Annotated in this window: 15 protein-coding genes and 1 pseudogene; 2 read left to right on the plus strand and 14 right to left on the minus strand. The window is 64.4% G+C overall.

The genetic code is table 11. The features are described 5' to 3' along the window. Positions 1 to 119: 119 nt before the first annotated feature. From KUV74_RS07840 to KUV74_RS07865, 6 genes are all read right to left on the minus strand, one after another. Entirely contained in the window at positions 120 to 1,370 is a 1,251-nt protein-coding gene (locus tag KUV74_RS07840) for an aspartate kinase (RefSeq protein WP_045991126.1), read from the minus strand. Positions 1,371 to 1,483: 113 nt separating this feature from the next. Next, positions 1,484 to 4,090 carry an alanine--tRNA ligase gene (gene alaS, locus KUV74_RS07845; protein ID WP_124803434.1) on the minus strand — a complete coding sequence of 869 codons (2,607 nt, stop codon included), beginning with the start codon at positions 4,088 to 4,090 and terminating at the stop codon, positions 1,484 to 1,486. Positions 4,091 to 4,273: 183 nt separating this feature from the next. Continuing rightward, positions 4,274 to 4,747 carry a regulatory protein RecX gene (locus KUV74_RS07850; protein ID WP_222516047.1) on the minus strand — a complete coding sequence of 158 codons (474 nt, stop codon included), beginning with the start codon at positions 4,745 to 4,747 and terminating at the stop codon, positions 4,274 to 4,276. Between the two features lie 145 nt (positions 4,748 to 4,892). After that, the gene (recA, locus tag KUV74_RS07855) at positions 4,893 to 5,963 is read right to left on the minus strand and encodes a recombinase RecA (RefSeq protein WP_045991129.1); all 1,071 of its coding nucleotides are present in this window, start codon (positions 5,961 to 5,963) and stop codon (positions 4,893 to 4,895) included. Between the two features lie 294 nt (positions 5,964 to 6,257). Beyond that, a complete protein-coding gene (locus KUV74_RS07860; protein WP_045991130.1) occupies positions 6,258 to 6,758 on the minus strand; it encodes a CinA family protein in 501 nt (166 codons plus the stop codon). A 190-nt stretch (positions 6,759 to 6,948) separates the two neighbouring features. Beyond that, the gene (locus KUV74_RS07865) at positions 6,949 to 7,107 is read right to left on the minus strand and encodes a YqaE/Pmp3 family membrane protein (protein WP_045991131.1); all 159 of its coding nucleotides are present in this window, start codon (positions 7,105 to 7,107) and stop codon (positions 6,949 to 6,951) included. A gap of 342 nt (positions 7,108 to 7,449) precedes the next feature. Here KUV74_RS07865 and mutS point away from each other — a divergent pair, with 342 nt between their 5' ends. Together mutS and fdxA are read left to right on the plus strand one after the other, a co-directional pair. Further along, entirely contained in the window at positions 7,450 to 10,050 is a 2,601-nt protein-coding gene (mutS, locus tag KUV74_RS07870) for a DNA mismatch repair protein MutS (RefSeq protein ID WP_409996583.1), read from the plus strand. Positions 10,051 to 10,301: 251 nt separating this feature from the next. Then, positions 10,302 to 10,625 carry a ferredoxin FdxA gene (fdxA, locus tag KUV74_RS07875; protein WP_045991132.1) on the plus strand — a complete coding sequence of 108 codons (324 nt, stop codon included), beginning with the start codon at positions 10,302 to 10,304 and terminating at the stop codon, positions 10,623 to 10,625. A 760-nt stretch (positions 10,626 to 11,385) separates the two neighbouring features. Here fdxA and eno read toward each other — a convergent pair. The 8 genes and pseudogenes from eno to KUV74_RS07915 all read right to left on the minus strand — a co-directional run. Beyond that, entirely contained in the window at positions 11,386 to 12,681 is a 1,296-nt protein-coding gene (gene eno / locus KUV74_RS07880) for a phosphopyruvate hydratase (protein WP_222516048.1), read from the minus strand. A 103-nt stretch (positions 12,682 to 12,784) separates the two neighbouring features. Next, positions 12,785 to 13,636 carry a 3-deoxy-8-phosphooctulonate synthase gene (gene kdsA / locus KUV74_RS07885; protein ID WP_108449773.1) on the minus strand — a complete coding sequence of 284 codons (852 nt, stop codon included), beginning with the start codon at positions 13,634 to 13,636 and terminating at the stop codon, positions 12,785 to 12,787. Positions 13,637 to 13,641: 5 nt separating this feature from the next. Then, positions 13,642 to 15,297 carry a CTP synthase gene (locus tag KUV74_RS07890; RefSeq protein WP_045991135.1) on the minus strand — a complete coding sequence of 552 codons (1,656 nt, stop codon included), beginning with the start codon at positions 15,295 to 15,297 and terminating at the stop codon, positions 13,642 to 13,644. 174 nt (positions 15,298 to 15,471) lie between these two features. Then, a complete protein-coding gene (locus tag KUV74_RS07895; RefSeq protein ID WP_045991136.1) occupies positions 15,472 to 16,890 on the minus strand; it encodes an FAD-dependent oxidoreductase in 1,419 nt (472 codons plus the stop codon). A 34-nt stretch (positions 16,891 to 16,924) separates the two neighbouring features. Continuing rightward, the gene (gene gltB, locus KUV74_RS07900) at positions 16,925 to 21,370 is read right to left on the minus strand and encodes a glutamate synthase large subunit (RefSeq protein ID WP_222516049.1); all 4,446 of its coding nucleotides are present in this window, start codon (positions 21,368 to 21,370) and stop codon (positions 16,925 to 16,927) included. 588 nt (positions 21,371 to 21,958) lie between these two features. Beyond that, positions 21,959 to 23,077 (minus strand): 3-dehydroquinate synthase, encoded by a 1,119-nt coding sequence (gene aroB, locus KUV74_RS07905; RefSeq protein WP_045991138.1) that lies wholly within the window; start codon positions 23,075 to 23,077, stop codon positions 21,959 to 21,961. After that, positions 23,074 to 23,622, minus strand: coding sequence for a shikimate kinase AroK (aroK, locus tag KUV74_RS07910; RefSeq protein WP_045991139.1), 549 nt, complete (start codon positions 23,620 to 23,622; stop codon positions 23,074 to 23,076). Before aroK ends, aroB begins: the two co-directional genes overlap by 4 nt. Then, positions 23,622 to 24,911 (minus strand): annotated as a pseudogene (locus KUV74_RS07915) (type IV pilus secretin PilQ); the annotation flags it as partial. The gene aroK and the pseudogene KUV74_RS07915, both read right to left, overlap by 1 nt. Between the last annotated feature and the right edge of the window lie 99 nt (positions 24,912 to 25,010).

Genomic DNA, 25,010 nt, shown 5'->3' on the forward strand with positions numbered 1-25,010 from the left:
TCTTGGTGGCGAGCACTAGCGACTCATGACACCTGATTGTGCCGTTTAAGGGAAGCCCCCGGCCGAATTGGCGAGGGGGACTCCTTAAAGCGTAGAAGGTGTGCGCCGCGCCGAGAAACTTATTCGCTCTCGATATCGGCCTTGTCGAGACCAAATGCCTTGTGCAGCGCACGTACTGCCAATTCCATCTGCTTCTCGTCGATCACCACGGAGATCTTGATCTCCGAGGTCGAGACCATGCGGATGTTGATGTTTTCCTCGGACAGCACGCGGAACATCTTCGAGGCGACCCCGGCGTGTGAGCGCATACCCACCCCTACCAGAGACACCTTGGCGATATTATCGTCGCCACGCAACTCGCCACCGCCCAGATCGGGGATGACCTGCTGCTCGAGGATGCGCATGGTCTGCTTGTAGTCACCCTTGGCTACTGTGAAGGTGAAGTCGGTGTAGTCACCGGCCGGCGCCACGTTCTGCACGATCATGTCGATCTCGATGTTGGCGTCGGCGATCGGGCCCAGGATGCGCGAGGCCACGCCCGGCACGTCCGGCGTGTTGAGCAGGGTCAGCTTGGCTTCGTTGGCGGTGAAGGCGATGCCTGAGATCAGCGGTTCTTCCATGGAATCCTCGTCTTGTTCGGAGTCTGCAACGATCAGGGTGCCGGGGCCGTCCTCGAAACTGGACAGCACGCGCAGCGGAACATTGTACTTGCCGGCAAATTCGACGGCGCGAATCTGCAACACCTTGGAGCCGAGGCTGGCAAGCTCCAGCATCTCCTCCACGGTGATCGAATCCAGGCGCTGGGCCTTGGAGCAGACCCGCGGGTCGGTGGTGTAGACGCCGTCCACATCGGTGTAGATCTGGCACTCGTCGGCCTTGAGCGCGGCCGCCAGCGCCACACCGGTGGTGTCCGAGCCTCCACGACCCAGGGTGGTGATATTGCCTTCCTCATCGACCCCCTGGAAGCCGGCGACCACCACCACCTGGCCAGCGTCCAGGTCTTCGCGCATCTCGTCGGTCTCGATGCGCTGGATACGCGCCTTGGTGTGGGCGCTGTCGGTCATGATGCCGACCTGAGAGCCGGTGTAGGACGTTGCCGGCACGTCCAGCTTGTGCAGCGCCATCGCCAGCAGCGAGATGGTCACCTGCTCGCCGGTGGACACCAGCATGTCCATCTCACGGGGGGTCGGCTCGTCGTTGATCTCGTTGGCCATCCCGATCAGGCGGTTGGTCTCGCCGCTCATGGCGGAGACCACCACCACGACCTGATGGCCCTGGTCGCGGAAGCCCTTGACCTTCTCGGCCACGGCCTTGATGCGCTCCACCGAGCCGACCGACGTCCCACCGAACTTCTGTACGTATAGTGCCATATGCCGTCTTCCTCGCTCGTTGGATTCAATGAATGAAACTGTTGTCTCTGCGAAGTTTTGTCAGGGCAGAAAAAAGGGCCGGGGACCCTCTCGAGCCCCCGACCCCAGAGGGATCACAATTTGGCGTCCACCCAGGCCGGGACGCTCTCCAGCGCCGCCGGCAGTGCATTGACGTCGCTACCGCCGGCCTGGGCCATGTCGGCACGACCGCCGCCCTTGCCGCCGACCTGTCCGGCGACGTGATTGACAAGCTCCCCGGCCTTGACCCTGGCGGTCAGATCATCGGTCACCCCGGCGATCAGGCTGACCTTGCCGGCGGCCTCGTCGGCCACCCCCAGCACGATGATGCCGGAGCCAAGCTTGTTCTTGAGCTGGTCAAGCACGCCACGCAATTCCTTGCCCGACACGCCATCCAGGTGCGTCGCCAGTACCTTGACGCCCTGAACCTCTGTGGCGCTTGCCAGCATGTCGCTGCCGGCGGCGCTGGCGAGCTTGGCCTTGAGCCGCTCGAGCTCCTTCTCCAGGCCGCGATTACGCTCGACCAGGCTGTCGACGCGCTCCTCGAGCTGCTCGGGCTTGGCCTTGAGGCGCTCGGCCACACGCGCAAGGCGCGCCTCCTGTTCGCCGAAGTAGGCCAGCGCGCCCTCACCGGTGATCGCCTCGATCCGACGCACGCCTGAGGCGATGCCGCTCTCGGCGACGATATGACAGCAGCCGATGTCGCCACTGCGGGCCACGTGGGTACCACCACACAGCTCGATGGAGAAGTCGTCGGCACCGATGGTCAGCACCCGCACGCTGTCGGCGTACTTGGCCTCGAACAAGGCAGCGGCGCCCTTCTCCTTGGCCTCATCGAGGGTCATGCTCTCGATCCGGGTCGGCGCATTGGCCAGCACCTGCTGGTTGACCAGGCGCTCCACTTCCTTGAGCTGTTCGGCGCTCATTGCCTCGAAGTGGCTGAAGTCGAAACGCAGGCGCTCAGGCGTCACCAGCGAGCCCTTCTGCTGGACATGATCGCCCAGCACCAGACGCAGGGCCTTGTGCAGCAGGTGGGTCGCCGAGTGGTTACGCACCGTCGCCGCACGCAGGCTCTCGTCCACCTGGGGCGTGACCTCGCTGCCGACCACCAGCTCACCTTCGAGCAACACCCCCTGATGCAGGTGATGCCCCGCCTGTTTCTGGGTGTCCTTGACCAGGAACCGTCCGCCCTCGACGTTCAGGTAGCCGGTATCACCGACCTGGCCACCGGACTCGCCGTAGAAGGGGGTGCGGTCCAGCACCACCACGGCGGGATGCTCAGGCGTCAGGCGCTCGAGCGCATTGCCTTCGCTGTCATAGAGCGCGACCACCCTGGCGTTGTCCTCGAGGCGGTCGTAGCCGGTGAACTCGGTCTGGCCCTCGAGCTCGATGGTGGCGCTGTACTCGGCGCCGAACTGGCTGGCCGCCCGGGCCCGCTCACGCTGCGCCTCGAGCTCCCGCTCGAAGCCTTCGGCATCCAGGGTGACGCCCCGCTCACGGCAGACATCGGCGGTAAGGTCATAGGGAAAGCCGTAGGTGTCGTAGAGCTTGAACACCGTCTCGCCCGGCAGGGTGTCACCGTCGAGCGCGGCCAGCGCCTGCTCCAGCAGGCCCATGCCATGATCCAGGGTGCGAGCGAACTGCTCTTCTTCCTTCAGCAACACGCGCTCGATCTGTGCGCGAGCCTGGCGCAGTTCCGGGTAGGCCTCGCCCATCTCGGCGTCCAACGCCGCCACCAGGCGATGGAAGAAGGCTCCCTGGGCGCCCAGCTTGTGACCATGGCGGATCGCCCGACGAATGATCCGCCTGAGCACGTAACCACGACCTTCGTTGGAAGGCAGCACGCCGTCCGCGATCAGGAAGGCACAGGAACGGATATGGTCGGCGATCACGCGCAGCGACGGCGCCTCCAGGTCGCTCGCACCGGTCGCCTCGGCGGCGGCCTTGAGCAGATTCTGGAACAGGTCGATCTCGTAGTTGGAGTGGACCCCCTGCATGACCGCGGCGATGCGCTCCAGCCCCATGCCGGTATCGATGGACGGCTTGGGCAGCGGCTTCATCTCGCCGCTGGCGTCGCGATCGAACTGCATGAACACCAGGTTCCAGATCTCGATGTAGCGATCACCGTCTTCCTCCGGACTGCCGGGAGGGCCGCCCCACACCTCGGCGCCATGATCGTAGAAGATCTCGGAGCTGGGACCGCAGGGGCCGGTGTCGCCCATCTGCCAGAAGTTGTCTTCGTCCAGCTTGGAGAAGCGCTCGGGATCGATACCGATCTCGTCTTTCCAGATGCGTTCGGCCTCATCGTCACTGACGTGGACGGTGACCCACAGCTTCTCCTTGGGCAGTCCCAGCACCTCGGTCAGGAAGGTCCAGGCAAAGCCGATGGCGTCGCGCTTGAAGTAGTCGCCGAAGCTGAAGTTGCCCAGCATCTCGAAGAAGGTGTGATGACGCGCGGTGTAACCGACGTTGTCCAGATCGTTGTGCTTGCCACCGGCGCGCACGCAGCGCTGGGAGGAGGTAGCCCGCACATAGTCCCTGGGGTCACGCCCGAGAAAGACGTCCTTGAACGGCACCATGCCGGCGTTGGTGAACAACAGCGTCGGATCGTTGCCCGGCACCAGCGAACTGGACGGCACGCGGGTATGACCCTGTTCTTCGAAGAACCTCAGAAAGGCCTGTCTGATATCTGCGCTTTTCATGAAATATCCGTGGCGATGAGCGATAGAGCGCGTCGAACCGGCCCACTGCCGTGGCACGCCGGAGCATCCGAGCATGAAACCGCGACCCGGGGCTGTCGCAAAAGGGGACATTATAGCGTAGTTGTCAAGCGACTAAAGTGGGTCGTGCAAAACCGCATCCGAGAAGGCCCGTCTGGCGGCGGTTCAATCATCGCCGAGGGCCCGTATCGCCTCGCGCACCTGGTCGAAGTCGAAACCGCGCCCGGCCAGAAAGCGTTCACGTCGAGCACGTTCCCTGGGATCCGCTGGCAGCTCTCGGCCGAAGCGCCGCTCCAGCGCTTCGCTGGCCAGTCGATACCAGTCGACGGACTCCTCGCGCTCCAGTTCCGCCAGCGCCTCCCTGGCCAGCGCTCGATCGACGCCCCTCTGGCCCAGTTCCGCCAGCATCTTCACCGGCCCCTGCCCACGCATCAACCGACCGCGCAGAAAGCTCTCGGCGAAGCGCCGGTCGCTCTGCAGGCCTTGATCGGCAAGCGCTTCCAGGGCCTGCTCAATGTCCTCGAGGGCGTGCCCCTTGGCCAGCAATCGCCCTCGCAGCTCTTCACGGCCGTATTCGCGTCGAGCGAGCAGATCGATGGCGTGCTCGCGTGGGGACATCTGGCTGGCAGCCTTGTGCATGTCATCTCCTGTTGGCACGGGACGGCGAGCACCGACGGCGCGAGCCCCCTTTCACAAACGCCTCGGGCCCCTGTCGAGGGGCCCGAGGAAAGTCGTACGTTGCGACGTCACAGGCCGGCGTGCCGGCCTGCCGCGAGTCGACCTGCTACAGCAGATCGTCGCCAAGGTCGTCGCCAGCGGGCGCCGCGGCTTCCGCTTCCTTCTCGCTCTTCTTCGGCTCCGGCTGGGTCAGCAGCTGGGCACGAATCTGGGACTCGATCTCTTCCATGATGGCCGGGTTGTCCTCGAGGAACTGGGCGGCGTTGGCCTTGCCCTGGCCGATCTTGTTGCCCTGGTAGCTGTACCAGGCGCCGGCCTTGTCCACCAGCTTGCACTGAACGCCAAGGTCCACCACCTCGCCGGCGTGGTAGATGCCCTTGCCGTAGAGGATCTGGAATTCGGCCTGACGGAAGGGCGGCGCCACCTTGTTCTTGACCACCTTGACCCGGGTCTCGTTGCCGGTGACCTCGTCGCCCTGCTTGACCGAGCCGGTACGACGGATATCCAGACGCACGCTCGAGTAGAACTTCAGGGCGTTACCGCCGGTGGTGGTCTCGGGGCTACCGAACATCACCCCGATCTTCATGCGGATCTGGTTGATGAACACCACCATGCAGTTGGCGTTCTTGATATTGCCGGTGATCTTGCGCAGCGCCTGGGACATCAGTCGGGCCTGCAGGCCGACGTGGGAGTCGCCCATCTCACCTTCGATCTCGGCTCTGGGCGTCAGCGCCGCCACCGAGTCGATGATGATCACGTCGACGCCACCGGAACGCACCAGCATGTCGCAGATTTCCAGCGCCTGCTCACCGGTATCCGGCTGCGACACCAGCAGATCATCCAGATTGACGCCAAGCTTCTCGGCGTAGCTGGGATCGAGGGCATGCTCGGCGTCGATAAAGGCGCAGGTCTTGCCGTCCTTCTGGGCCTGGGCGATCACCGACAGTGTCAGGGTGGTCTTGCCCGAGGACTCTGGACCAAAGATCTCCACCACTCGACCATAGGGCAGACCGCCGATGCCAAGTGCGATATCGAGACCCAACGAGCCGGTGGATACCGACGGCATCACCACCCTGGGAGCGTCTCCCAGACGCATCACCGTACCCTTGCCGAACTGGCGATCGATCTGGGAAAGGGCGGCGTCCAGCGCCTTGCTGCGGTTCTGATCCTGCGCCATTACGGAGCTCCTGTAGACAATGGATCGGGGTCGAGCGCCTTGCCCGAGTCCCCATCGGGCCCTGCGCCGGACCCTGGCAATTACTGTATGACTGAACAGTAGTATGACGAAATTTGCGGACGACGACCAGCCCTTCGAGGTGACGAATCGAGCGCATAGGGCAAATCAATAGTGGATGAGGGGTTGATCGCTGCACCGCCACAGCCGCGGGGCCGGAACGCTTGCGCCACACGCCCGGCGCACGGCGCTGGGCGCTACGCCCACGGGCACATCAAGGGGCACCGCCGGCTGGGCTCAGGTCAGGCTCTCGAGCCGCCTGATCAGGCCTTCGAGCGCATGGACCACGGCGGCCTGGCGAACCTCATCGCGACCGCCGGCAAAGCGCTGGCGATCGGCCTCGAGCCGCCCGTCGACGGCGAAGGCAAACCACACCGTACCGACAGGCTTTTCAGCGCTGCCGCCATCCGGACCGGCGACGCCACTGACCGAGACGCCAAGTCGGGCACCACTGTCGCGACAAGCACCCTCTACCATCGCCTCCACCACCGGCTGACTGACGGCGCCATGGGCGTCCAGGGTCTCGCCGGGCACCCCCAGCAGCCGCTGCTTGGCGGCGTTGGAGTAGGTCACGTAGCCGGTCTCGAAGTAGCGTGAACTGCCGGCGATATCGGTAATGGCAGCGGCCACGCCGCCACCGGTACAGGACTCGGCGGCGGTCACCGAGACCCCACGCTCGACACACAACTCACCCAGCCGAATCGCCAGGCGACGAACACGATCGTCTGCATTTGTCATCGCAGGCCCGTCTCTTGTGGTGAAAACAGGGTGTCACGATACGACATCACGACAACAATGACAGGCTCGTCGTCGCCTCGGAAACGTCTTGCCACGACAACCGCGACAACAAGCCGACAGGTACAGCGCCCACCAACGCATCGCGGCGACCGAGGTCGCCGCGACAGTGATACCCGTCATCCAGGCAGGTTCAGCGCTTGGCAATGATCCAGATGGCGTGAACGATACCGGGAATATAGCCCAGCAGGGTCAGCAGGATATTGAGCCAGAAGTGCAGACCAAAGCCCACCTGCAGGAAGACGCCCAGCGGGGGCAGCAGGATCGCGAGAATAATGCGTACAACGTCCATATGACAGCTCCTTTGAATAGTCCGTAAAGACAGTTCCTTGTAGGCGACTCCTTGAGAGAGTCCCGCAAGGGAAGAGAGTTCCTTGAAAATCGCTCCGCACTCACCAGAAAAGGCGTCGACCGATCACCCACAAGGGTAGACGGACACCCTCTGGCCCCACAAATGCTGCATCGTGGATACATCATGCTGACACGCCTGGCCCCCGGGAAGAAAGCCCGAGACGGATCTCGGCACAGCGGTACAGGCGCGCCCTGCGCCCATGCTATCCTTGACGCCTTTCGCCAGCGTCCCTCGCGATGCCGGCCCGCCGCCGACGACTCATCAACATCGCTTCGAGATCCCATGAACGACATGGCCAAGCCCAGCGCCCCCAGCCATACGCCGATGATGACCCAGTACCTGCGGATCAAGCGCGAGCACCCCGAGGTGCTGCTGTTCTACCGCATGGGGGACTTCTACGAGCTGTTCTACGAGGACGCCAAGCGCGCCGCCGCGGCCCTCGACATTACCCTGACCCAGCGCGGGCAGTCCGCCGGCAAGCCGATTCCCATGGCCGGCATTCCCTATCACAGCGCCGAGGGCTACCTGGCACGCCTGGTCAGCGCCGGCGAGTCGGTGGCGATCTGTGAACAGATCGGCGACCCGGCCACCTCCAAGGGACCGGTGGAGCGCAAGGTGGTGCGTATCGTCACCCCCGGCACCCTCCATGACGAAGCCCTGCTCGACGCCCGCCGCGATAACCTACTGGTGGCGATCGCGCCCCAGGGCGAGCGCATCGGCCTGGCCTGGCTCGAGGTCTCCAGCGGCCGCTTCAGCGTGCTCGAGGTGGAAAGCGAGGCAGAGATGCTGTCGGAGCTGACCCGCCTGGACCCGGCGGAGCTGCTGGTACCGGAAAGTACCGAGCTGCCGCCGGCGCTTGGCGAACGCCGGGGCCTGCGGCGTCAGAGCGACTGGCTGTTCGACCACGAGAGCGCCCATCGGGTGCTGTGTGACCAGTTCGGCGTGCAGGACCTCAAGGGGTTCGGCTGCGCCCACCTGCACGCGGCGATCATCGCCGCCGGGGTACTGGTGGACTACGCCAGAGACACCCAGCGCAGCGCCCTGCCCCATGTCACCGCCATCGGCGTCGAGAGTCGCAACGACACCGTGGTCATCGACGCTGCCAGCCGGCGCAACCTGGAGATCGACACCAACCTTGGCGGGGGCGGCGACAACACCCTGGCCAGCGTGCTCGACACCACCACCACCGCCATGGGCTCACGCCTGCTCAAGCGCTGGCTCAATCGACCGCTGCGTGATCGCGAGCAGGTCATGGGGCGCCAGGCGGCCATCAGCCTGCTGCTCGACCATGACGGCCATGAGCCGCTGCGCGACGACCTCAAGGCGATCGGTGACGTCGAACGCATTCTGGCCCGGGTGGCCCTCAACAGTGCCCGCCCGCGGGACCTGGCACGGCTGCGCGACGCCCTCAACGCCCTGCCGGCACTCGAGGCGAGCCTTGCCGGCTACGCCGACGGCACCACGCTCGACGGCCTGCGCCAGCACATTCGCCCCTTCCCGGAGCTGGCCGAACTGCTGACCCGAGCCCTGGTCGACAATCCTCCCGTGGTGATCCGCGACGGCGGCGTCATCGCCGAAGGCTTCGACGACGAGCTCGACGAGCACCGGGGCCTGGCCGAACACGCCGGCGACTACCTGGTGAAGCTCGAGACCCGCGAACGCTCGCGCACCGGGCTTGCCGGGCTCAAGGTCGGCTACAACAGGGTTCACGGCTACTACATCGAGATCCCCCGTGCCCAGGCCAAGGAGGCCCCGGCCGACTATATTCGCCGCCAGACGCTGAAGAACGCCGAACGCTTCATCATCCCGGAGCTCAAGGAGTTCGAGGACAAGGCGCTGTCGGCCAAGTCCCGCGCCCTGGCCAGGGAAAAACTGCTGTACGACAGCCTGCTCGACAGCCTCAACGCCGAACTTGCCAGGCTCCAGGCGACGGCCAGGGCGCTGGCCGCACTCGACGTACTGTGCACCCTGGCGGAGCGTGCCCGGGCGCTGGACTTTGTCCGCCCGACGCTGTCAGAGACCCCAGGCTTCGATATCCGCGGTGGTCGCCATCCGGTGGTCGAACAGGTCAGCGACGGCCCCTTCGTGCCCAACGACCTGCGCATGGATGACGATCGCCGCATGCTGGTGATCACCGGCCCCAACATGGGCGGCAAGTCGACCTACATGCGCCAGGCGGCCCTGATCACCCTGCTCGCCCACAGCGGCAGCTTTGTGCCCGCCGACAGCGCCACCATCGGCCCGGTGGATCGCATCTTCACTCGCATCGGCTCCAGCGATGACCTGGCCGGCGGGCGCTCCACCTTCATGGTGGAGATGACCGAAACCGCCAATATCCTGCACAACGCCACCGACCACAGCCTGGTGCTGATGGACGAGATCGGCCGGGGCACCAGCACCTTCGACGGCCTGTCACTGGCCTGGGCCAGCGCCGAACACCTGACCCGTACCCGCGCCTTTACCCTGTTCGCCACCCACTACTTCGAGATGACGGCGCTGGCCACAGAGGCGCCGGCGGTGACCAACGTCCACCTGACCGCCGCCGAACACAATGATGGCATCGTCTTCATGCACCGGGTCGAGGACGGCCCCGCGAGCCAGAGCTATGGCCTGCAGGTGGCCCAGTTGGCCGGTGTGCCCCAGACCGTCATCGCCGAGGCACGGACCAAGCTTGCCGCCCTGGAGCAGCAGGAGATCGATCATGGCCGCAGGAGCGCTGATCCGGATGGCGGAAGCCGACACCACCAGTCCGCCCCCCAGCAGGCGGACCTGTTCGCCAGCGCCCCCCACCCTCTGGTGGAAGAACTCGGCGGCCTGGCGGTCGACGACCTCAGTCCACGCCAGGCACTGGAACTGCTGTACCGCTGGAAGTCGGCACTGTGAGGCCCTTGTGAGGCATACTCTTGCCCGATAGCGGCGCGAGGACTAGAATGTGGCACCCAAGGACCGTAGATTATAAAAAGCCATTTCTATATAACATTAAGGCTTAAGACGCGCCGGCATGTTACGCCGGACGCGAAGGTTGCATGGCCTGCATGGGCGCCACGCCGCACGCACGTCACCAACGACCCGGGCGAAAGCCACCACTGTACAGAGAGGCCGGCAAGGCGCTGGCCCGAGGAAGGGAGACTGGCATGACATTCGTCGTCACCGAAAACTGCATCAAGTGCAAGTACACCGACTGTGTCGAGGTCTGCCCGGTGGACTGCTTCTACGAAGGCCCCAATTTCCTGGTGATTCACCCCGACGAATGCATCGACTGCGCCCTGTGCGAGCCGGAATGCCCGGCCGAAGCGATCTACTCGGAGGATGAACTGCCCGAGGGCCAGGAACAGTTCCTGGAGATCAATACCGAGCTGGCGGAGGTGTGGCCCAACATCACCGAGAAGAAGGATCCGCCGGAAGACGCCGAGCAGTGGGACGGCAAGCCGGGCAAGCTGGAAAAGCTCGAGCGCTGAGCTTAGCCGCCCGGCAGTACCTGAACAAACGCGACAGCCGCCTTATCCGGGCGGCTGTCGCGTTTGTGCAAAGCAAATCTTGAAGAAGGGTTTCCGGCCCACTCGCCCCCAGACAAGCACCGACCGGCCCGGATTTCTGCCCGACATCGGCGCGGAAAGGACGTGGCGCCATGGCCTTTCGAAGCAGGTGCCCGACAGGCAGGCATAAAAAAAGGCGGCCCGTAGGCCGCCCGCTCCAAGCGTTTCCTTGGGCGGCTCCCTCCGCCCTACTCCCTGAGCGCCCTCCGTGCCCAGAAGCGACTTCCTGTCGCACCAGGCGCGCTCTTGACTCCTGAACGCATCCCGAAAACACCTACCTGAACCGTAGAGTGGCAAGTCCGGCCCATCCGGGTGTCAACCACCGAGGACATCCATGCCCCTTCACTGCCGACGTCGACTCCACCTCCTTGCGGAAACGATGCCGAAACAATGAAGTTTCCGTGGGACAGACGGGCGACTCGCCGCCGCGAAGCCTGACCTCTCGATTCGTGTGGCCATTCTGTCAGTTTCTGGGGTCATCACAAGCACCCTACTTTTCTCACCCATGACGCAGACCGAGAGGACCTGTCAGAAAAAGCATCGAAAAATCAAGGCGATAAAAAAGGCCCGCAACATGGTTGCGAGCCTTTTCGGCGCTAAAATAGTCGATGTCTTACAAGAACTGTAGTCAATCTCTTACAAGACGCGTCGACACTAGCACCATCGGTGCCTTGCCAAGGGCCTACGCCTGCCCCTTGATGGCGGAGCGGCCCGGATAGCTCGCACGCTCACCCAGCTCCTGCTCGATGACCAGCAGACGGTTGTACTTGGCCACACGATCGCTGCGGCACAGAGAGCCGGTCTTGATCTGACCGGCACAGGTGCCCACGGCCAGGTCGGCGATGGTGGTGTCCTCGGTCTCACCGCTGCGGTGGGAGATGACCGCCGTGAAGCCGGCGTCCTGAGCCATGCGAATGGCATCGAGGGTCTCGGACAGGGAACCGATCTGATTGAACTTGATCAGGATGGAGTTGCCGATGGACTCGTCGATGCCGCGCTTGAGGATGCGGGTGTTGGTCACGAACAGGTCGTCACCCACCAGCTGCACGCGATCGCCGAGCTTGGCGGTCAGCGACTTCCAGCCGTCCCAGTCGGACTCGTCCAGACCATCCTCGATGGACACGATCGGGTACTCGTCGGCCAGGCCCACCAGGTAATCACCGAAACCTTCGGCGTCGAAGCTCTTGTCCTCGCCGGCCAGCAGGTACTGCCCGTCCTTGTAGAACTCGCTGGCGGCGCAGTCCAGCGCCAGGGTGACGTCCTTGCCCAGCACGTAACCGGCGTCTTCGACGGCCTGCTTGATGACCGCCAGCGCCTCGGCGTTGGAGGCCAGGTTGGGGGCGAAGCCGCCCTCGTCACCGACGGCGGTGGCCAGACCACGCGCTGACAGCACCTTCTTCAGCGCATGGAAGATCTCGGCGCCGACGCGCAGCCCTTCGCGGAAGCTCGCCGCGCCGACCGGCTGGACCATGAACTCCTGGATGTCGACGTTGTTGTCGGCGTGCTCGCCCCCGTTGAGGATGTTCATCATCGGCACCGGCATCAGGTACTTGCCCGGCTGGCCGTAGAGCTCGGCGATGTGCGCGTAGAGCGGCACGCCCTTGGCGTTGGCGGCGGCCTTGGCCGCGGCCAGGGAGACCGCCAGGATGGCATTGGCGCCCAGGTTTTCCTTGTTGTCGGTGCCGTCGAGCTCGAGCATGGCATCATCCAGCCCGCGCTGATCGCGTGCGTCCATACCCAGCAGACGCTCACGGATCTTGCCGTTGGCCGCGTCCACCGCCTTCAGCACGCCCTTGCCGAGGTAGCGGCTCTTGTCACCATCACGCAGCTCCAGCGCCTCGCGAGAGCCGGTGGAGGCGCCGCTCGGTGCGCAGGCGACACCGATCGCGCCGCTTTCCAGGCGGACTTCCGCCTGCACGGTGGGGTTGCCGCGAGAGTCCAGCACCTCGAGGGCACGAATATCGACGATCTTGGTCATCTTGAGGATCCTTGTGGGTGAAAAACTCGTGTCAGCGTTGTCGATCCGCCCGGGTGACACCATAGGCCCCAGGGCCAGAACACACGATCCAACGGAGGTAGCGTCAGCGTATCTCGATCGACGGTAGTTTTTTTACTACGTCATCCAGCGCCTTGATCTGCGACAGGAAAGGCTCGAGCTTATCAAGCGGGAGTGCACAGGGGCCGTCGCATTTTGCTGAATCGGGATCGGGGTGGGCTTCCAGGAACAACCCGGCGATGCCCACCGCCACCCCGGCCCTGGCCAGGTCCAGCACCTGGGCGCGGCGGCCATCGGCACTGTCACTGCGCCCGCCCGGGCGCTGCAGCGAGTGGGTCACATCGAACAGCAGCGGGAAGCCGGTGTCCTTCATCTCGCCGAAGCCGAGCATATCCACCACCAGGTTGTTGTAGCCGAAGCTCGAGCCACGCTCGCACAGCAGCAGCCGCTCGTTGCCGGCTTCCTGGAACTTGGTGATGATGTGGCGCATCTCGTGGGGGGCCAGAAACTGCGGTTTCTTGATGTTGACCACCGCACCGGTCTCGGCCATCGCCACCACCAGGTCGGTCTGGCGAGCCAGAAACGCCGGCAGCTGGATGACATCGGCCACCTCGGCCGCCGGCGCCGCCTGGTGCGGTTCGTGGACATCGGTGATCACCGGCACCCCGAAGCGCGACTTGACCTCATCGAGGATCGCGAGCCCCTTGTCCAGGCCAGGGCCCCGGTAAGAATGCACCGAGCTGCGGTTGGCCTTGTCGAAGCTGGCCTTGAACACATAGGGGATGTCGAGCTTGCCGGTCACCTCGACGTAGGCCTCGGCGACCTCGAGGGCCAGCTCACGAGATTCGAGCACGTTCATCCCTGCAAACAGCACCAGAGGCAATGAATTGCCGGCCCTCAGGCCGGCAAATTCGATGGTACGCTGGGCGTCTGACATGGCGATCACTCCTGATGCGCGGACTGGGCGCGGGTGCGCTTGGCCTTGTGACCCAGGGCCGCGTTGACGAAGCCGGTGAACAGCGGGTGGCCATCACGCGGCGTCGAGGTGAACTCCGGGTGGAACTGACAGGCCACGTACCAAGGGTGGTCCGGCAGCTCGACCATTTCCACCAGGGAGTTGTCGACGCTGCGTCCGGAGACCACCAGGCCTGCCTTTTCCAGGTCCTCGATGAACTGGTTGTTGACCTCGAAGCGATGACGATGACGCTCGACGATGATGTCGTCACCGTAGGCCTCGCGGGCCTTGGACCCCTTGGCCAGACGGCACTCCTGGCCACCCAGACGCATGGTGCCGCCCAGATCGGAGGCCTCGTCACGCACTTCGATCTTGCCTTCGGGGTTGAGCCATTCGGTGATCAGGCCCACCACCGGGTGCTGGGTGTCGTGGGTGAACTCGGTGGAGTCGGCATCGTTCCAGCCGGCCACATGGCGCGCGTACTCGATCACCGCCACCTGCATGCCCAGACAGATGCCCAGGTAGGGAATGTCGTTCTCGCGGGCGAAACGCGCGGTGGCAATCTTGCCTTCCACACCGCGCTCACCGAAGCCGCCGGGCACCAGGATGGCGTCCTTGCCGGCCAGCCGGTCGGTGCCGTGACGCTCGATGTCCTCGGAGTCGATGTAGTCGACGTTGACCTTCACGCGGGTCTGGATGCCGGCGTGGATCAGCGCCTCGTTCAGCGACTTGTAGGCGTCCAGGAGCTCCATGTACTTGCCGACCATGGCGATGTTCACCGACTTGAGCGGGTTGAGCTTGGCGTCGAGCACCTTGACCCACTCGCTGAGGTCGGCCTCGTCGGCCTCGAGGCGCAGCTTGTCGCAGACGATGTCATCGAGCCCATGCTCGTGCAGCATCAGCGGAATCCGATAGATGGTATCGGCGTCCTGCAGCGGTACCACCGCGCGTTCTTCCACGTTGGTGAACAGCGCGATCTTGCGACGCTCGGTCTCTTCCAGCTCGACCTCGCTGCGGCAGATCAGGATATCCGGCTGGATACCGATGGAGCGCAGCTCCTTGACCGAGTGCTGAGTCGGCTTGGTCTTGGTCTCGCCGGCGGTCTGGATGTAGGGCACCAGCGTCAGGTGCATGAAGATGGCGTTGCTGGCGCCCTTCTCGCTGCGAATCTGACGGATGGATTCGAGGAACGGCAGCGACTCGATGTCACCCACGGTGCCACCGATCTCCACCAGTGCCACGTCGAAGCCCTCGCCACCTTCGTAGACACGACGCTTGATCTCGTCGGTGATGTGCGGGATGACCTGCACCGTGCCGCCCAGGTAGTCGCCACGACGCTCCTTGCGCAGCACGTGCTCGTAGACCCGGCCAGTGGTGAAGTTGTTGGACTGGGTCATCTTGGTGCGGATGAAACGCTCATAGTGGCCCAGGTCCAGGTCGGTCTCGGCGCCATCCTCGGTGACGAACACCTCGCCGTGCTGGAAGGGACTCATGGTGCCCGGATCCACGTTGATGTACGGGTCGAGCTTGAGCATGGTGACCTTGAGGCCGCGAGCCTCGAGAATCGCCGCCAGCGAGGCCGACGCAATGCCCTTGCCAAGAGAGGACACAACGCCGCCGGTCACGAAGATATATCGTGTCATGGAGAACCTGTCGAAACGTGATCGGTAGGCCCGGCAGGAAGCCGCGCCAGGATGGGACGACAGACTAGCAGATATCGACTAACGGCTCAATTTGCACAACAGGAAGTCATCCTGGAGAAACCGCCCCGCCCCTCCGCCATGGTTCTCACGCGGGGGACGGGGCTCGGCAGAGCCTCAGATGTCGAGGTAGTCGAGGATGCCCTCGCCGGCCTGGCGACCTTCGTAGACCGCGGTCACCACCAGATCGGAGCCGCGCACCATGTCGCCACCGGCAAAGATCTTCTCGTTGGTGGTCTGGAAGGCGAAGCTGCCATGCTCAGGCGCCTTGACCCGGCCACGCTCGTCGACCTCGATGCCCACCGACTCGAACCAGGGCGCCGGGCTCGGCTGGAAGCCGAAGGCGATGACCACGGCGTCGGCGGGGATGATCTCCTCGGAGCCCGGCACCACCTCGGGACGGCGACGGCCGTTCTCGTCGGCTTCGCCCAGGCGGGTACGCACCACCTTGACGCCTTCGACCCGCTCTTCACCGACCACCGCCACCGGCTGACGATTGAACAGGAAGTCCACGCCCTCCTCACGGGCATTGGCCACCTCACGCCGGGAGCCCGGCATGTTCTCTTCGTCACGGCGGTAGGCGCAGGTCACCTCACGGGCGCCCTGGCGAATGGCGGTACGGTTGCAGTCCATGGCGGTATCGCCACCGCCCAGCACCACCACACGCTGACCTTCCAGCGAGACGAAGTCCTCGGGGTTCTTCTCGAAGCCCAGACGGTGGTTGACGTTGGCGATCAGGTAGTCGAGCGCCTTGTGCACCCCGGGCAGGTCCTCGCCGGGGAAGCCACCTTCCATATAGGTATAGGTGCCCATGCCGAGGAACACGGCGTCGTACTTCGCCAACAGGTCCTCGAAGGCGACGTCCTTGCCCACCTCGACGTTGAGGCGGAACTCCACGCCCATCTCCTCGAACACCGCACGACGACGTTCCATTACCGTCTTCTCGAGCTTGAACTCAGGAATGCCGAAGGTCAGGAGGCCGCCGATCTCGGCGTACTTGTCGAAGACCACCGGCTTGACGCCGTTGCGCACCAGGATGTCGGCGCAGCCGAGGCCAGCGGGGCCCGCGCCGATGATCGCGACCTTCCTGTCGGTCCAGGTCACCTGGCTCATGTCCGGGCGCCAGCCCATGGCGAAGGCGGTGTCGGTGATGTACTTCTCCACCGAACCAATGGTCACCGCGCCGAAGCCGTCATTGAGGGTGCAGTCACCCTCGCACAGGCGGTCCTGGGGGCACACCCGGCCACACACTTCGGGCAGCGAGTTGGTGCGATGCGACATCTCCGCCGCCTCGAGGATGTTGCCTTCGCTGACCAGCTGCAGCCAGTTGGGAATGTAGTTGTGGACCGGACACTTCCACTCGCAGTACGGATTACCGCAGTGCAGGCAGCGATGCGCCTGGCTGGCCGCCTCCATGGGCTTGAACGGCTCGTAGATCTCGGCGAACTGGCGGGCGCGGGTGCGCGCCGCCTTCTTCTGCGGATCCTGACGACCGACGTCGATGAACTGAAAGTCGTTGTTCAAACGGTTTGCCATGATGTTCTCCTGCCTTGTTCGGGACGCCGTCGGGTTATTCGGGCTGACGCGTGGACTGGGCCAAGAGGCCATTCAGGCTCGCCGCCTTGGGCTTCACCAGCCAGAAGTGGCGGATGAAGTCGCTGAAGTCCTCGAGGATCGCCTGACCGCGCAATGACCCGGTCTCGGCCACATACTCCTCGATGGTTTCCCTGAGGTGTCTCCGATAGGCCTCCATGGCCTCGGTGTTGACCCGATGGATCTCCACCAGTTCGTGGTTGTAACGGTCGACGAAGCAGCGATCCTCGTCGAGCACGTAGGCGAAGCCGCCGGTCATGCCCGCACCGAAGTTGACGCCGGTCTCGCCGAGCACGCAGACGATGCCGCCGGTCATGTACTCGCAGCAGTGATCGCCCGAGCCTTCGATGACCGCGTGGGCGCCGGAGTTGCGCACGCCGAAGCGCTCGCCGGCGGTACCCGCGGCAAACAGCTTGCCGCCGGTGGCGCCGTACAGGCAGGTGTTGCCGATGATCGCCGTCTTGTGGCTCTCGAACTGACTGCTCTTCGGCGGGGTGATGACGATCTTGCCACCGTTCATGCCCTTGCCGACATAGTCGTTAGCGTCACCTTCCAGGTACAGATTGAGTCCGCGGGCGTTCCACACCCCGAAGCTCTGACCGGCGACACCGGTGAAGCGCGCGGTCACCGGCGCGTCGTCAAGACCCGCCTCGCCGTAACGCTTGGCGATGGCGCCGGAAGTCAGCGCACCCACCGAACGATCACAGTTGGTGATGGTGAAGGATACGTCGGCCCCGCCCTTGGACTCGATGGCGTCCTTGAGCGCCTCCAGCACCTCGAGGTTCTTGGCGCCCGGGTCATGGGGCACGTTACGGCTGACCTGGCAATACTGAGGGGCATCTGCCGGCACATGGTCGTTGGCCAGCAACGGCGTCAGGTCAAGCTTGTGCTGCGAAGGCGTCAGCCCCTCGAACACCTCGAGCAGGTCGGTGCGCCCGATCAGGTCGGTGAGCTTGCGCACACCCACCAGCGCCATCAGTTCGCGCACTTCCTCGGCGATGAAGCGGAAGTAGTGCTTGACCATGTCGACGGTGCCACGGAAGTGCTCGTCGCGCAGGTACTGCATCTGGGTGGCGACACCGGTGGCGCAGTTGTTGAGGTGGCAGATACGCAGGTACTTGCAGCCCAGCGCCACCATCGGTGCGGTACCGAAGCCGAAGCTCTCGGCGCCAAGAATCGCCGCCTTGATCACGTCCAGGCCGGTCTTCAGGCCGCCGTCGGTCTGCAGCCGGATCTTGTCGCGCAGGCCGTTTATGCGTAGCGCCTGATGCACCTCCGGCAGGCCCAGCTCCCAGGGTGAACCGGCGTGCTTGATCGAGGTCAGCGGGCTCGCCGCGGTGCCGCCGTCGTAGCCGGACACCGTGATCAGGTCAGCGTAGGCCTTGGCCACGCCGGTGGCGATGGTGCCGATGCCGGGTTCGGAGACCAGCTTGACCGACACCTGGGCGTCGGGATTGACCTGCTTGAGGTCAAAGATCAGCTGGGCCAGGTCCTCGATGGAGTAGATGTCGTGGTGCGGCGGCGGCGAGATCAGGGTCACCCCCGGCACCGAATAACGCAGCCGGGCGATCAACTCGTTGACCTTGCCACCGGGAAGCTGGCCACCCTCGCCGGGCTTGGCGCCCTGGGCCACCTTGATCTGCAGCACCTCGGCGTTGACCAGGTAGGCCGGGGTGACACCGAAGCGCCCGGAGGCGATCTGCTTGATCTTGGAGCTTCTGATGGTGCCGTAACGCGACGGATCCTCACCACCCTCACCGGAGTTGGAGCGCCCACCAGCCTCGTTCATGGCCTGGGCCAGGGCCTCGTGGGCCTCCGGCGACAGCGCACCCAGCGACATGCCGGCGCTGTCGAAGCGAGGCAGCAGGTCCTCGACCGGTTCGACTTCCTCGAGCGGCAACGCCTCGGCGGCGGGCTTCAGCTTCAGCAGGTCACGGATGGTGGCGGGGGCGCGATCATTGACCAGCTGCGCAAACTTCTTCCACTTGGCGTAGTCGCCCTCCTGCACCGCCTCCTGCAACGCCTTGACCACATCGGGGTTGTAAGCGTGGTACTCGTGGCCATGGACGTACTTCATCAGGCCGCCCTGGGAGATGCCCTTGCGCGGCTTCCAGGCGTCCTTGGCCAGCGCCACCTGAGTCAGCTGGATCTCGTTGAAGCCGGTGCCCTCGATGCGCGAGGCCATGCCGGTGAAGCAAAGATCCATCACCTCGGAGGACAGACCCACCGCCTCGAACAGCTGCGAACCACGGTAGGAGGCCAGGGTCGAGATACCCATCTTGGACAGGATCTTGAACAGCCCCTTCTGCAGGCCCTTGCGGTAGTTCTCGCGGGCGTCCGCCGGATTGCCGGACAGCTCGCCGGTGCGATGCATGTCGGCCATCACCTGATAGGCCAGCCACGGATAGACCGCGGTGGCGCCCACCCCGAACAGCACCGCCATCTGGTGGGCGTCACGGGCGTAGCCGGTCTCGACGATCAGGTTGACCCGCGGGCGCAGGGCCTTGCGACCGAGTTCGTTGTGGATCGCGCCCACCGCCAGCGCCGGATGGATCGGCACCTGCCCCTGGGGCAGGTCGGCGTCGGACAGCACCAGGATCACCTTGTTCTCGTGAACCGCCGCCTCGGCCTCGCGACACAGATCGAGCAGCGCCGCCTTGAGCCCTGTCTGCTCCGGGTCATAGCCCAGCGACAGACGCTGGCTGGCAAAGGCCGGGTCGTCCTGGCCTACCAGAGCGGTGAACTTGCGCGGCGACAGGATCGGGGTCGTCAGCACGATACGGTGGGCGTGCTCCGGGGTCGCCTTGAACACGTTGCGCTCGGCACCGATGCAGGTCTCCAGCGACATCACGATGGCTTCGCGCAGCGGATCGATGGCCGGGTTGGTGACCTGGGCGAACTTCTGACGGAAGTAGTCCGACAGCATCCGGTGCTTGCCGGAGAGCACCGCCATGGGGGTGTCGTCACCCATGGAACCCACCGCTTCCTGGCCGCTCTCGCCCAGCGGACGCAGCACCTGGTCACGCTCCTCGAAGCTGACCTGGAACATCTTCTGCTGCACCTGAAGGGTGTCAGCGTCCATGTTCTTGAAGGCGGCGAGCTCGGTCAGCGCGGACTCCAGGAACTGAGCCTCCTGCTTGAGCCAGCGCTTGTAGGGATAGGCCGACTTCAGCCGCTCGTCGATGTCGCTGGTGTGCAGCACTTCGCCGGTCTCGGTGTCCACGGCGAGGACCTGACCGGGGCCGACACGGCCCTTGGCCACCACGTCCTCGGGCTTGTAGTCGTAGGTACCGATCTCGGAAGCCAGGGTGATGAAGCCGTTGCGGGTGATCACCCAGCGCGCCGGGCGCAGGCCGTTGCGGTCGAGCATGCACAGGGCCTGACGGCCATCGGTCATGACCACACCGGCGGGGCCATCCCAGGGCTCCACGTGCATGGAGTTGTACTCATAGAAGGCACGCAGATCGCCGTCCATGATCTCCACGTTCTGCCAGGCCGGCGGCACCATCATGCGCACCGCCCGATGCAGCTCCATGCCGCCGGTCAGCAGCACCTCGAGCATGTTGTCCATGCTCGAGGAGTCGGAACCGGTGGTATTGACGATCTGGTCGAGGCTGGCGATGTCGGGCAGCCGCTCGGAGACGAAGTTCTCCTTGCGCGAGTTGGCCCAGCCACGGTTGGCCTCGATGGTGTTGATCTCGCCGTTGTGGGCCAGCAGGCGGAACGGCTGAGCCAGCGGCCAGCGCGGCGCGGTGTTGGTGGAGAAACGCTGGTGGAACACGCAGATGGCGGTTTCCAGGCGCTCGTCACCCAGATCCTGATAGAAGGCCGGCAGATCCACCGGCATCACCAGTCCCTTGTAGGAGACGACGTCGCTGGACAGCGAGCTGACGTAGAAGTCCGGCTCATCGATCAGCGCCTGCTCGGCCAGTCGGCGGGCCATGAACAGCGAGACGTCAAAGGCTTCCTCGGCGTCACCGGGCTCGACGAACAGTTGACGGATACGCGGCAGGCACTCCAGCGCCATCGGGCCGCACACGCTGGGGTCCACCGGCACCTCGCGCCAGCCGAGCACCTTGACACCGCGCTCTGTCAGGCTCGCCTCGAGCACCTGGCGGGCGCGCTCCTCACGCTGGTCGTCGTCGGGCAGGAAGATCACGCCCACGGCATAGCTGTCGCCCAGTTCGATACCCAGGCTTTCCTTGGCGGCGTGGCGCATGAAGCCGTCGGGCATCTTCAACAGCAGGCCACAGCCGTCACCGGTCTTGCCGTCGGCAGCGATACCGCCACGGTGGGTCATGCAGGTCAGGGATTCGATGGCAGTACTGAGCAGTTCATGGCTAGCCTGCCCTTCCATGTGGGCGATCAGGCCAAACCCGCAGTTGTCACGGAACTCGCCGGGCTGGTGAAGACCTCTGTTCATGGGCGCGCCTCAGGTGAAAGGGTTGTAGTCACAGCATAATCGCGATATTATTATCGGTTTTTCTTTTGATTTTAAGCCCTTAAGGGCTTTCGCTAACTGCACGAAAAATGGGTACCCAGCATAGCCAGCCCCCCGCCCTCGCGCAATCTCCCCGCCGCGCACGCCCCATAAAAAAACACCGTAAATCTGATGCTTGCACCAAGGCTTCGAAAAAAAACCTTATCAGGTCAACGACTTGGAAGCCGTTTCCAGCAAGTCTTGCTGTACGCCTTTCGCCACTAGACTTTAGTCGCAAAAACTGTCGACACCCCATGCCGATCAGGCATACGACATACAGATCCACGCATGAGCGGCGCCTCTCCCCCCATCCCGAAGCCGTCGACAGCACCTCGTACCGCACTCCGTGAAGCCCTGTTCGGCCAATACCTGTCCCGTCTCTTGCCGTTCCTTTCCACGCCAAAGCCACGCCAAAGCCACGCCAAAGCCACCCGTGCCAACCAAAGCCAACCTTGCCGCTCGGCGTGCCCCAGACACGACAACGCCCGCGCAAGGCGGGCGTCGCAGTCGATACGCTGGAGACTGGCATCATCAGGCCCGCGGGTAGGCCTCGATGCATTCGCCGAGCAGCGCCGGCGGGGTCTGGTCGTAGACGCAGGCCTCGCCAAGCGCGCGCATCAGCACCAGGCGCATGCGGTCATCGGTATTTTTCTTGTCGAGCTTCATGCGCGACACGAAATCCTCAACCGTCATTTCCCTGGGCGCCGCCACCGGCAGACCCGCCCGCTCGATCACTCGACGGGTGCGCGTCACATCGGCCTGCTCGATAAAGCCCTGGCGCATCGACAGGTCCGCCGCCATCAGCATGCCCACACCCACCGCCTCGCCGTGCAGCCAGGTGCCATAACCCATGTAGGCCTCGATGGCGTGCCCGAAGGTGTGCCCCAGATTCAAAAGCGCCCGCACGTCCTGCTCGGTCTCGTCGAGGGCGACGATCTCGGCCTTGATCGCGCAACTACGTTCGATGGCCTTGGCGAGCACAACATCGTCGAGGTCACGCAGCGCAGCCATCTCATCTTCCAGCCAGCCGAGAAAGTCACTGTCATGGATCAGTCCGTACTTGATCACCTCGGCAAGACCCGCGGACAGCTCCCGCTCGGGCAGGGTCGAGAGCGTGGCGGTATCGATCAGCACTGCGCGGGGCTGCCAGAAGGCGCCAATCATGTTCTTGCCCAGCGGATGATTGACCCCGGTCTTGCCCCCTACCGAAGAATCCACCTGGGACAGCAGAGTGGTGGGCACCTGGATAAAGGAGATGCCGCGCTGGTAGGACGCCGCGGCGAAGCCGACCATATCGCCGATCACCCCGCCGCCCAGCGCCACCAGCGTGGCCTTGCGGTTGAAGCCGGCCTCCAGCAGGGCGTCCCAGATGCGCGAGACGCCATCGACATTCTTGTGGGCTTCACCATCCGGCAGCACCAGGGTCTCTATCCTGAGGCGGTCGTCGGCCGCTGACAGCGCCGAGGTCAACCGCTCGAGATAGTGCGCGGCAACGGTGTCGTTGGTCACCACCATCACCTGGCGACCACTGAGATAGGAGGCCAGACGCTCACCGTCATCGACCAGCCCCGGTCCGATATGGATGGGGTAGCTGCGATCGCCCAGGGCGACGGTCAGGGTCAAGGGATTCACGGACGTGGGTGTGCTCATGATGAGGCCTTGCAGGTGAGAGGGTCGAGGAGGCGATGGACGCGACGAACGATATCGTTGACCACCGAGCGCGGCCCGCGGCGGTCGGTGCGGATCACCAGGTCCGCGGTGGCGCGATACAAGGGGTCACGCAGGGCGAACATGTCGCGCAGCAGTTGCTCGCGATCGCCGCGCTGCAGAAGCGGCCGGTTGCGATCCTTGGCGGTGCGCTTCAACTGCTGCTCCACGGTAGTGAACAGATAGATGACGGTACCGCCCTCGCGGATACGCTGGCGATTTTCCTCGCGCAGCACCGCGCCACCGCCAGTGGCGATCACTACCTTGTCGTAGTCCACCAGCTCGCTGATCATGGCGCTTTCCCTGTCACGAAAGCCGCTCTCGCCCTCGACATCGAATATCCAGGGGATATCCGCGCCACAGCGTGACTGAATCTCGTGGTCACTGTCGTAGAACGGACGTGACAATTCGGCCGCCAGCAGGCGGCCGATGGTGCTCTTTCCCGCCCCCATGGGGCCTATCAGAATCAGGTTGGGTACTTCCTGCATCAGTGAGTCGCCAGGCCGTCGTCGAGTATCCGGGGAGTGATGAATACCAACAACTCTACCTTATCGTTGACGTCCTCGGTATAGCGAAACAGCTTTCCCAGCCAGGGGATATCGCCAAGCCAGGGCGTCTTGTACAGCGTATGCAGCTGCTGGGTGGTGAGAATCCCCCCCAGCACCACGGTCTCGCCGTCCTCGACCAGCACCTGGGTCTGGATCTCGTTGGTATCGATGGCCGGCTCGCCGTCGAAGCTCTGCTCGGCCAGGGTGTCATTGTTGATGGTCAGATCCATGACGATGCGGTCATCGCTGGTAATCTGCGGGGTGACCTCAAGCGCCAGCACCGCCTCCTTGAACTCCACGTTGGTGGCACCGCTGGAGGTGGACTCCTGGTAGGGGATCTCCTTGCCCTGCTTGATCAGGGCGGTGTGCTGATTGGCGGTAATCACGCGCGGCTCGGAGATGGTCTGGCTCTTGCCCTCGCTCTCCAGCGCATGCAACTCCAGATCCAGCAGCACATCCCCGGCCAGATAGCCGAACTTGAAAGAGCTTCCCGGATCCAGGGCATCGCCCAGATCCACCCCCAGGCCACCGTAGGCATCCCCTCGATTGCCGAAGACCCCATCACCGATCTGTACCGATTCACCCAGCGCCCCGGACAGGGCACCGTCCCCGCCCCCCACAGGCAACTTGTCGTGGCGGCTGCGTGCCCCCCAGTTGACGCCAATCTCCTCGGCGGTGTTGTCTCGGGCCACCACGATGCGCGCCGAAATCTGCACCTGGCGTACCGGCACATCCAGGCGCGCCAGGGTCCAGCGAATCTCGTCAAGCTGACTGGCCACGTCCTGGACCAGCAGGGTATTGGTGCGCGGATCGGTGGCCACGCGCCCGCGATCGGACAACAGCCCGAAACCGTTCTCGCCACGCAGCAAGGCGGCGAGCTCAGCCGCCTTGGCATACCGCACTTCGATATGCTCGGTCACCAGGGGCTCAAGCTCGTCCAGCCGCGAGGCTGCCTCGAGCTTGAGGCGATCACGCTCGGCCAGTTCCGAGGCCGGCGCCACCAGCAGGATGTCGCCCTGCCGACGACTATCGAGCCCCTGGCTCTCCAGCACCATGTCCAGCGCCTGGTCCCAGGGCACCGCTTCCAGGTTCAGGGTCACCCGCCCAGCGACGCTATCACTGGCGACGATATTGAGGCCGGTGAAGTCACTCAACACCGACAGCACCGAGCGCACCTCGACATCCTGAAAGTTCAGAGTGATCGGCGCGCCCTGATAGCCCTCACCCTGCGCCCAGCCCGGCGACACCAGCAGCACACCGACCACCAGCCCCACCAGCCACCGCGCGATCGCCTTCCCAGGCGAAAACGCCGATTCGCCTGTCCGACA

The organism is Halomonas sp. DP1Y21-3 (assembly GCF_019801245.1).
Lineage (GTDB): Bacteria > Pseudomonadota > Gammaproteobacteria > Pseudomonadales > Halomonadaceae > Halomonas > Halomonas litopenaei.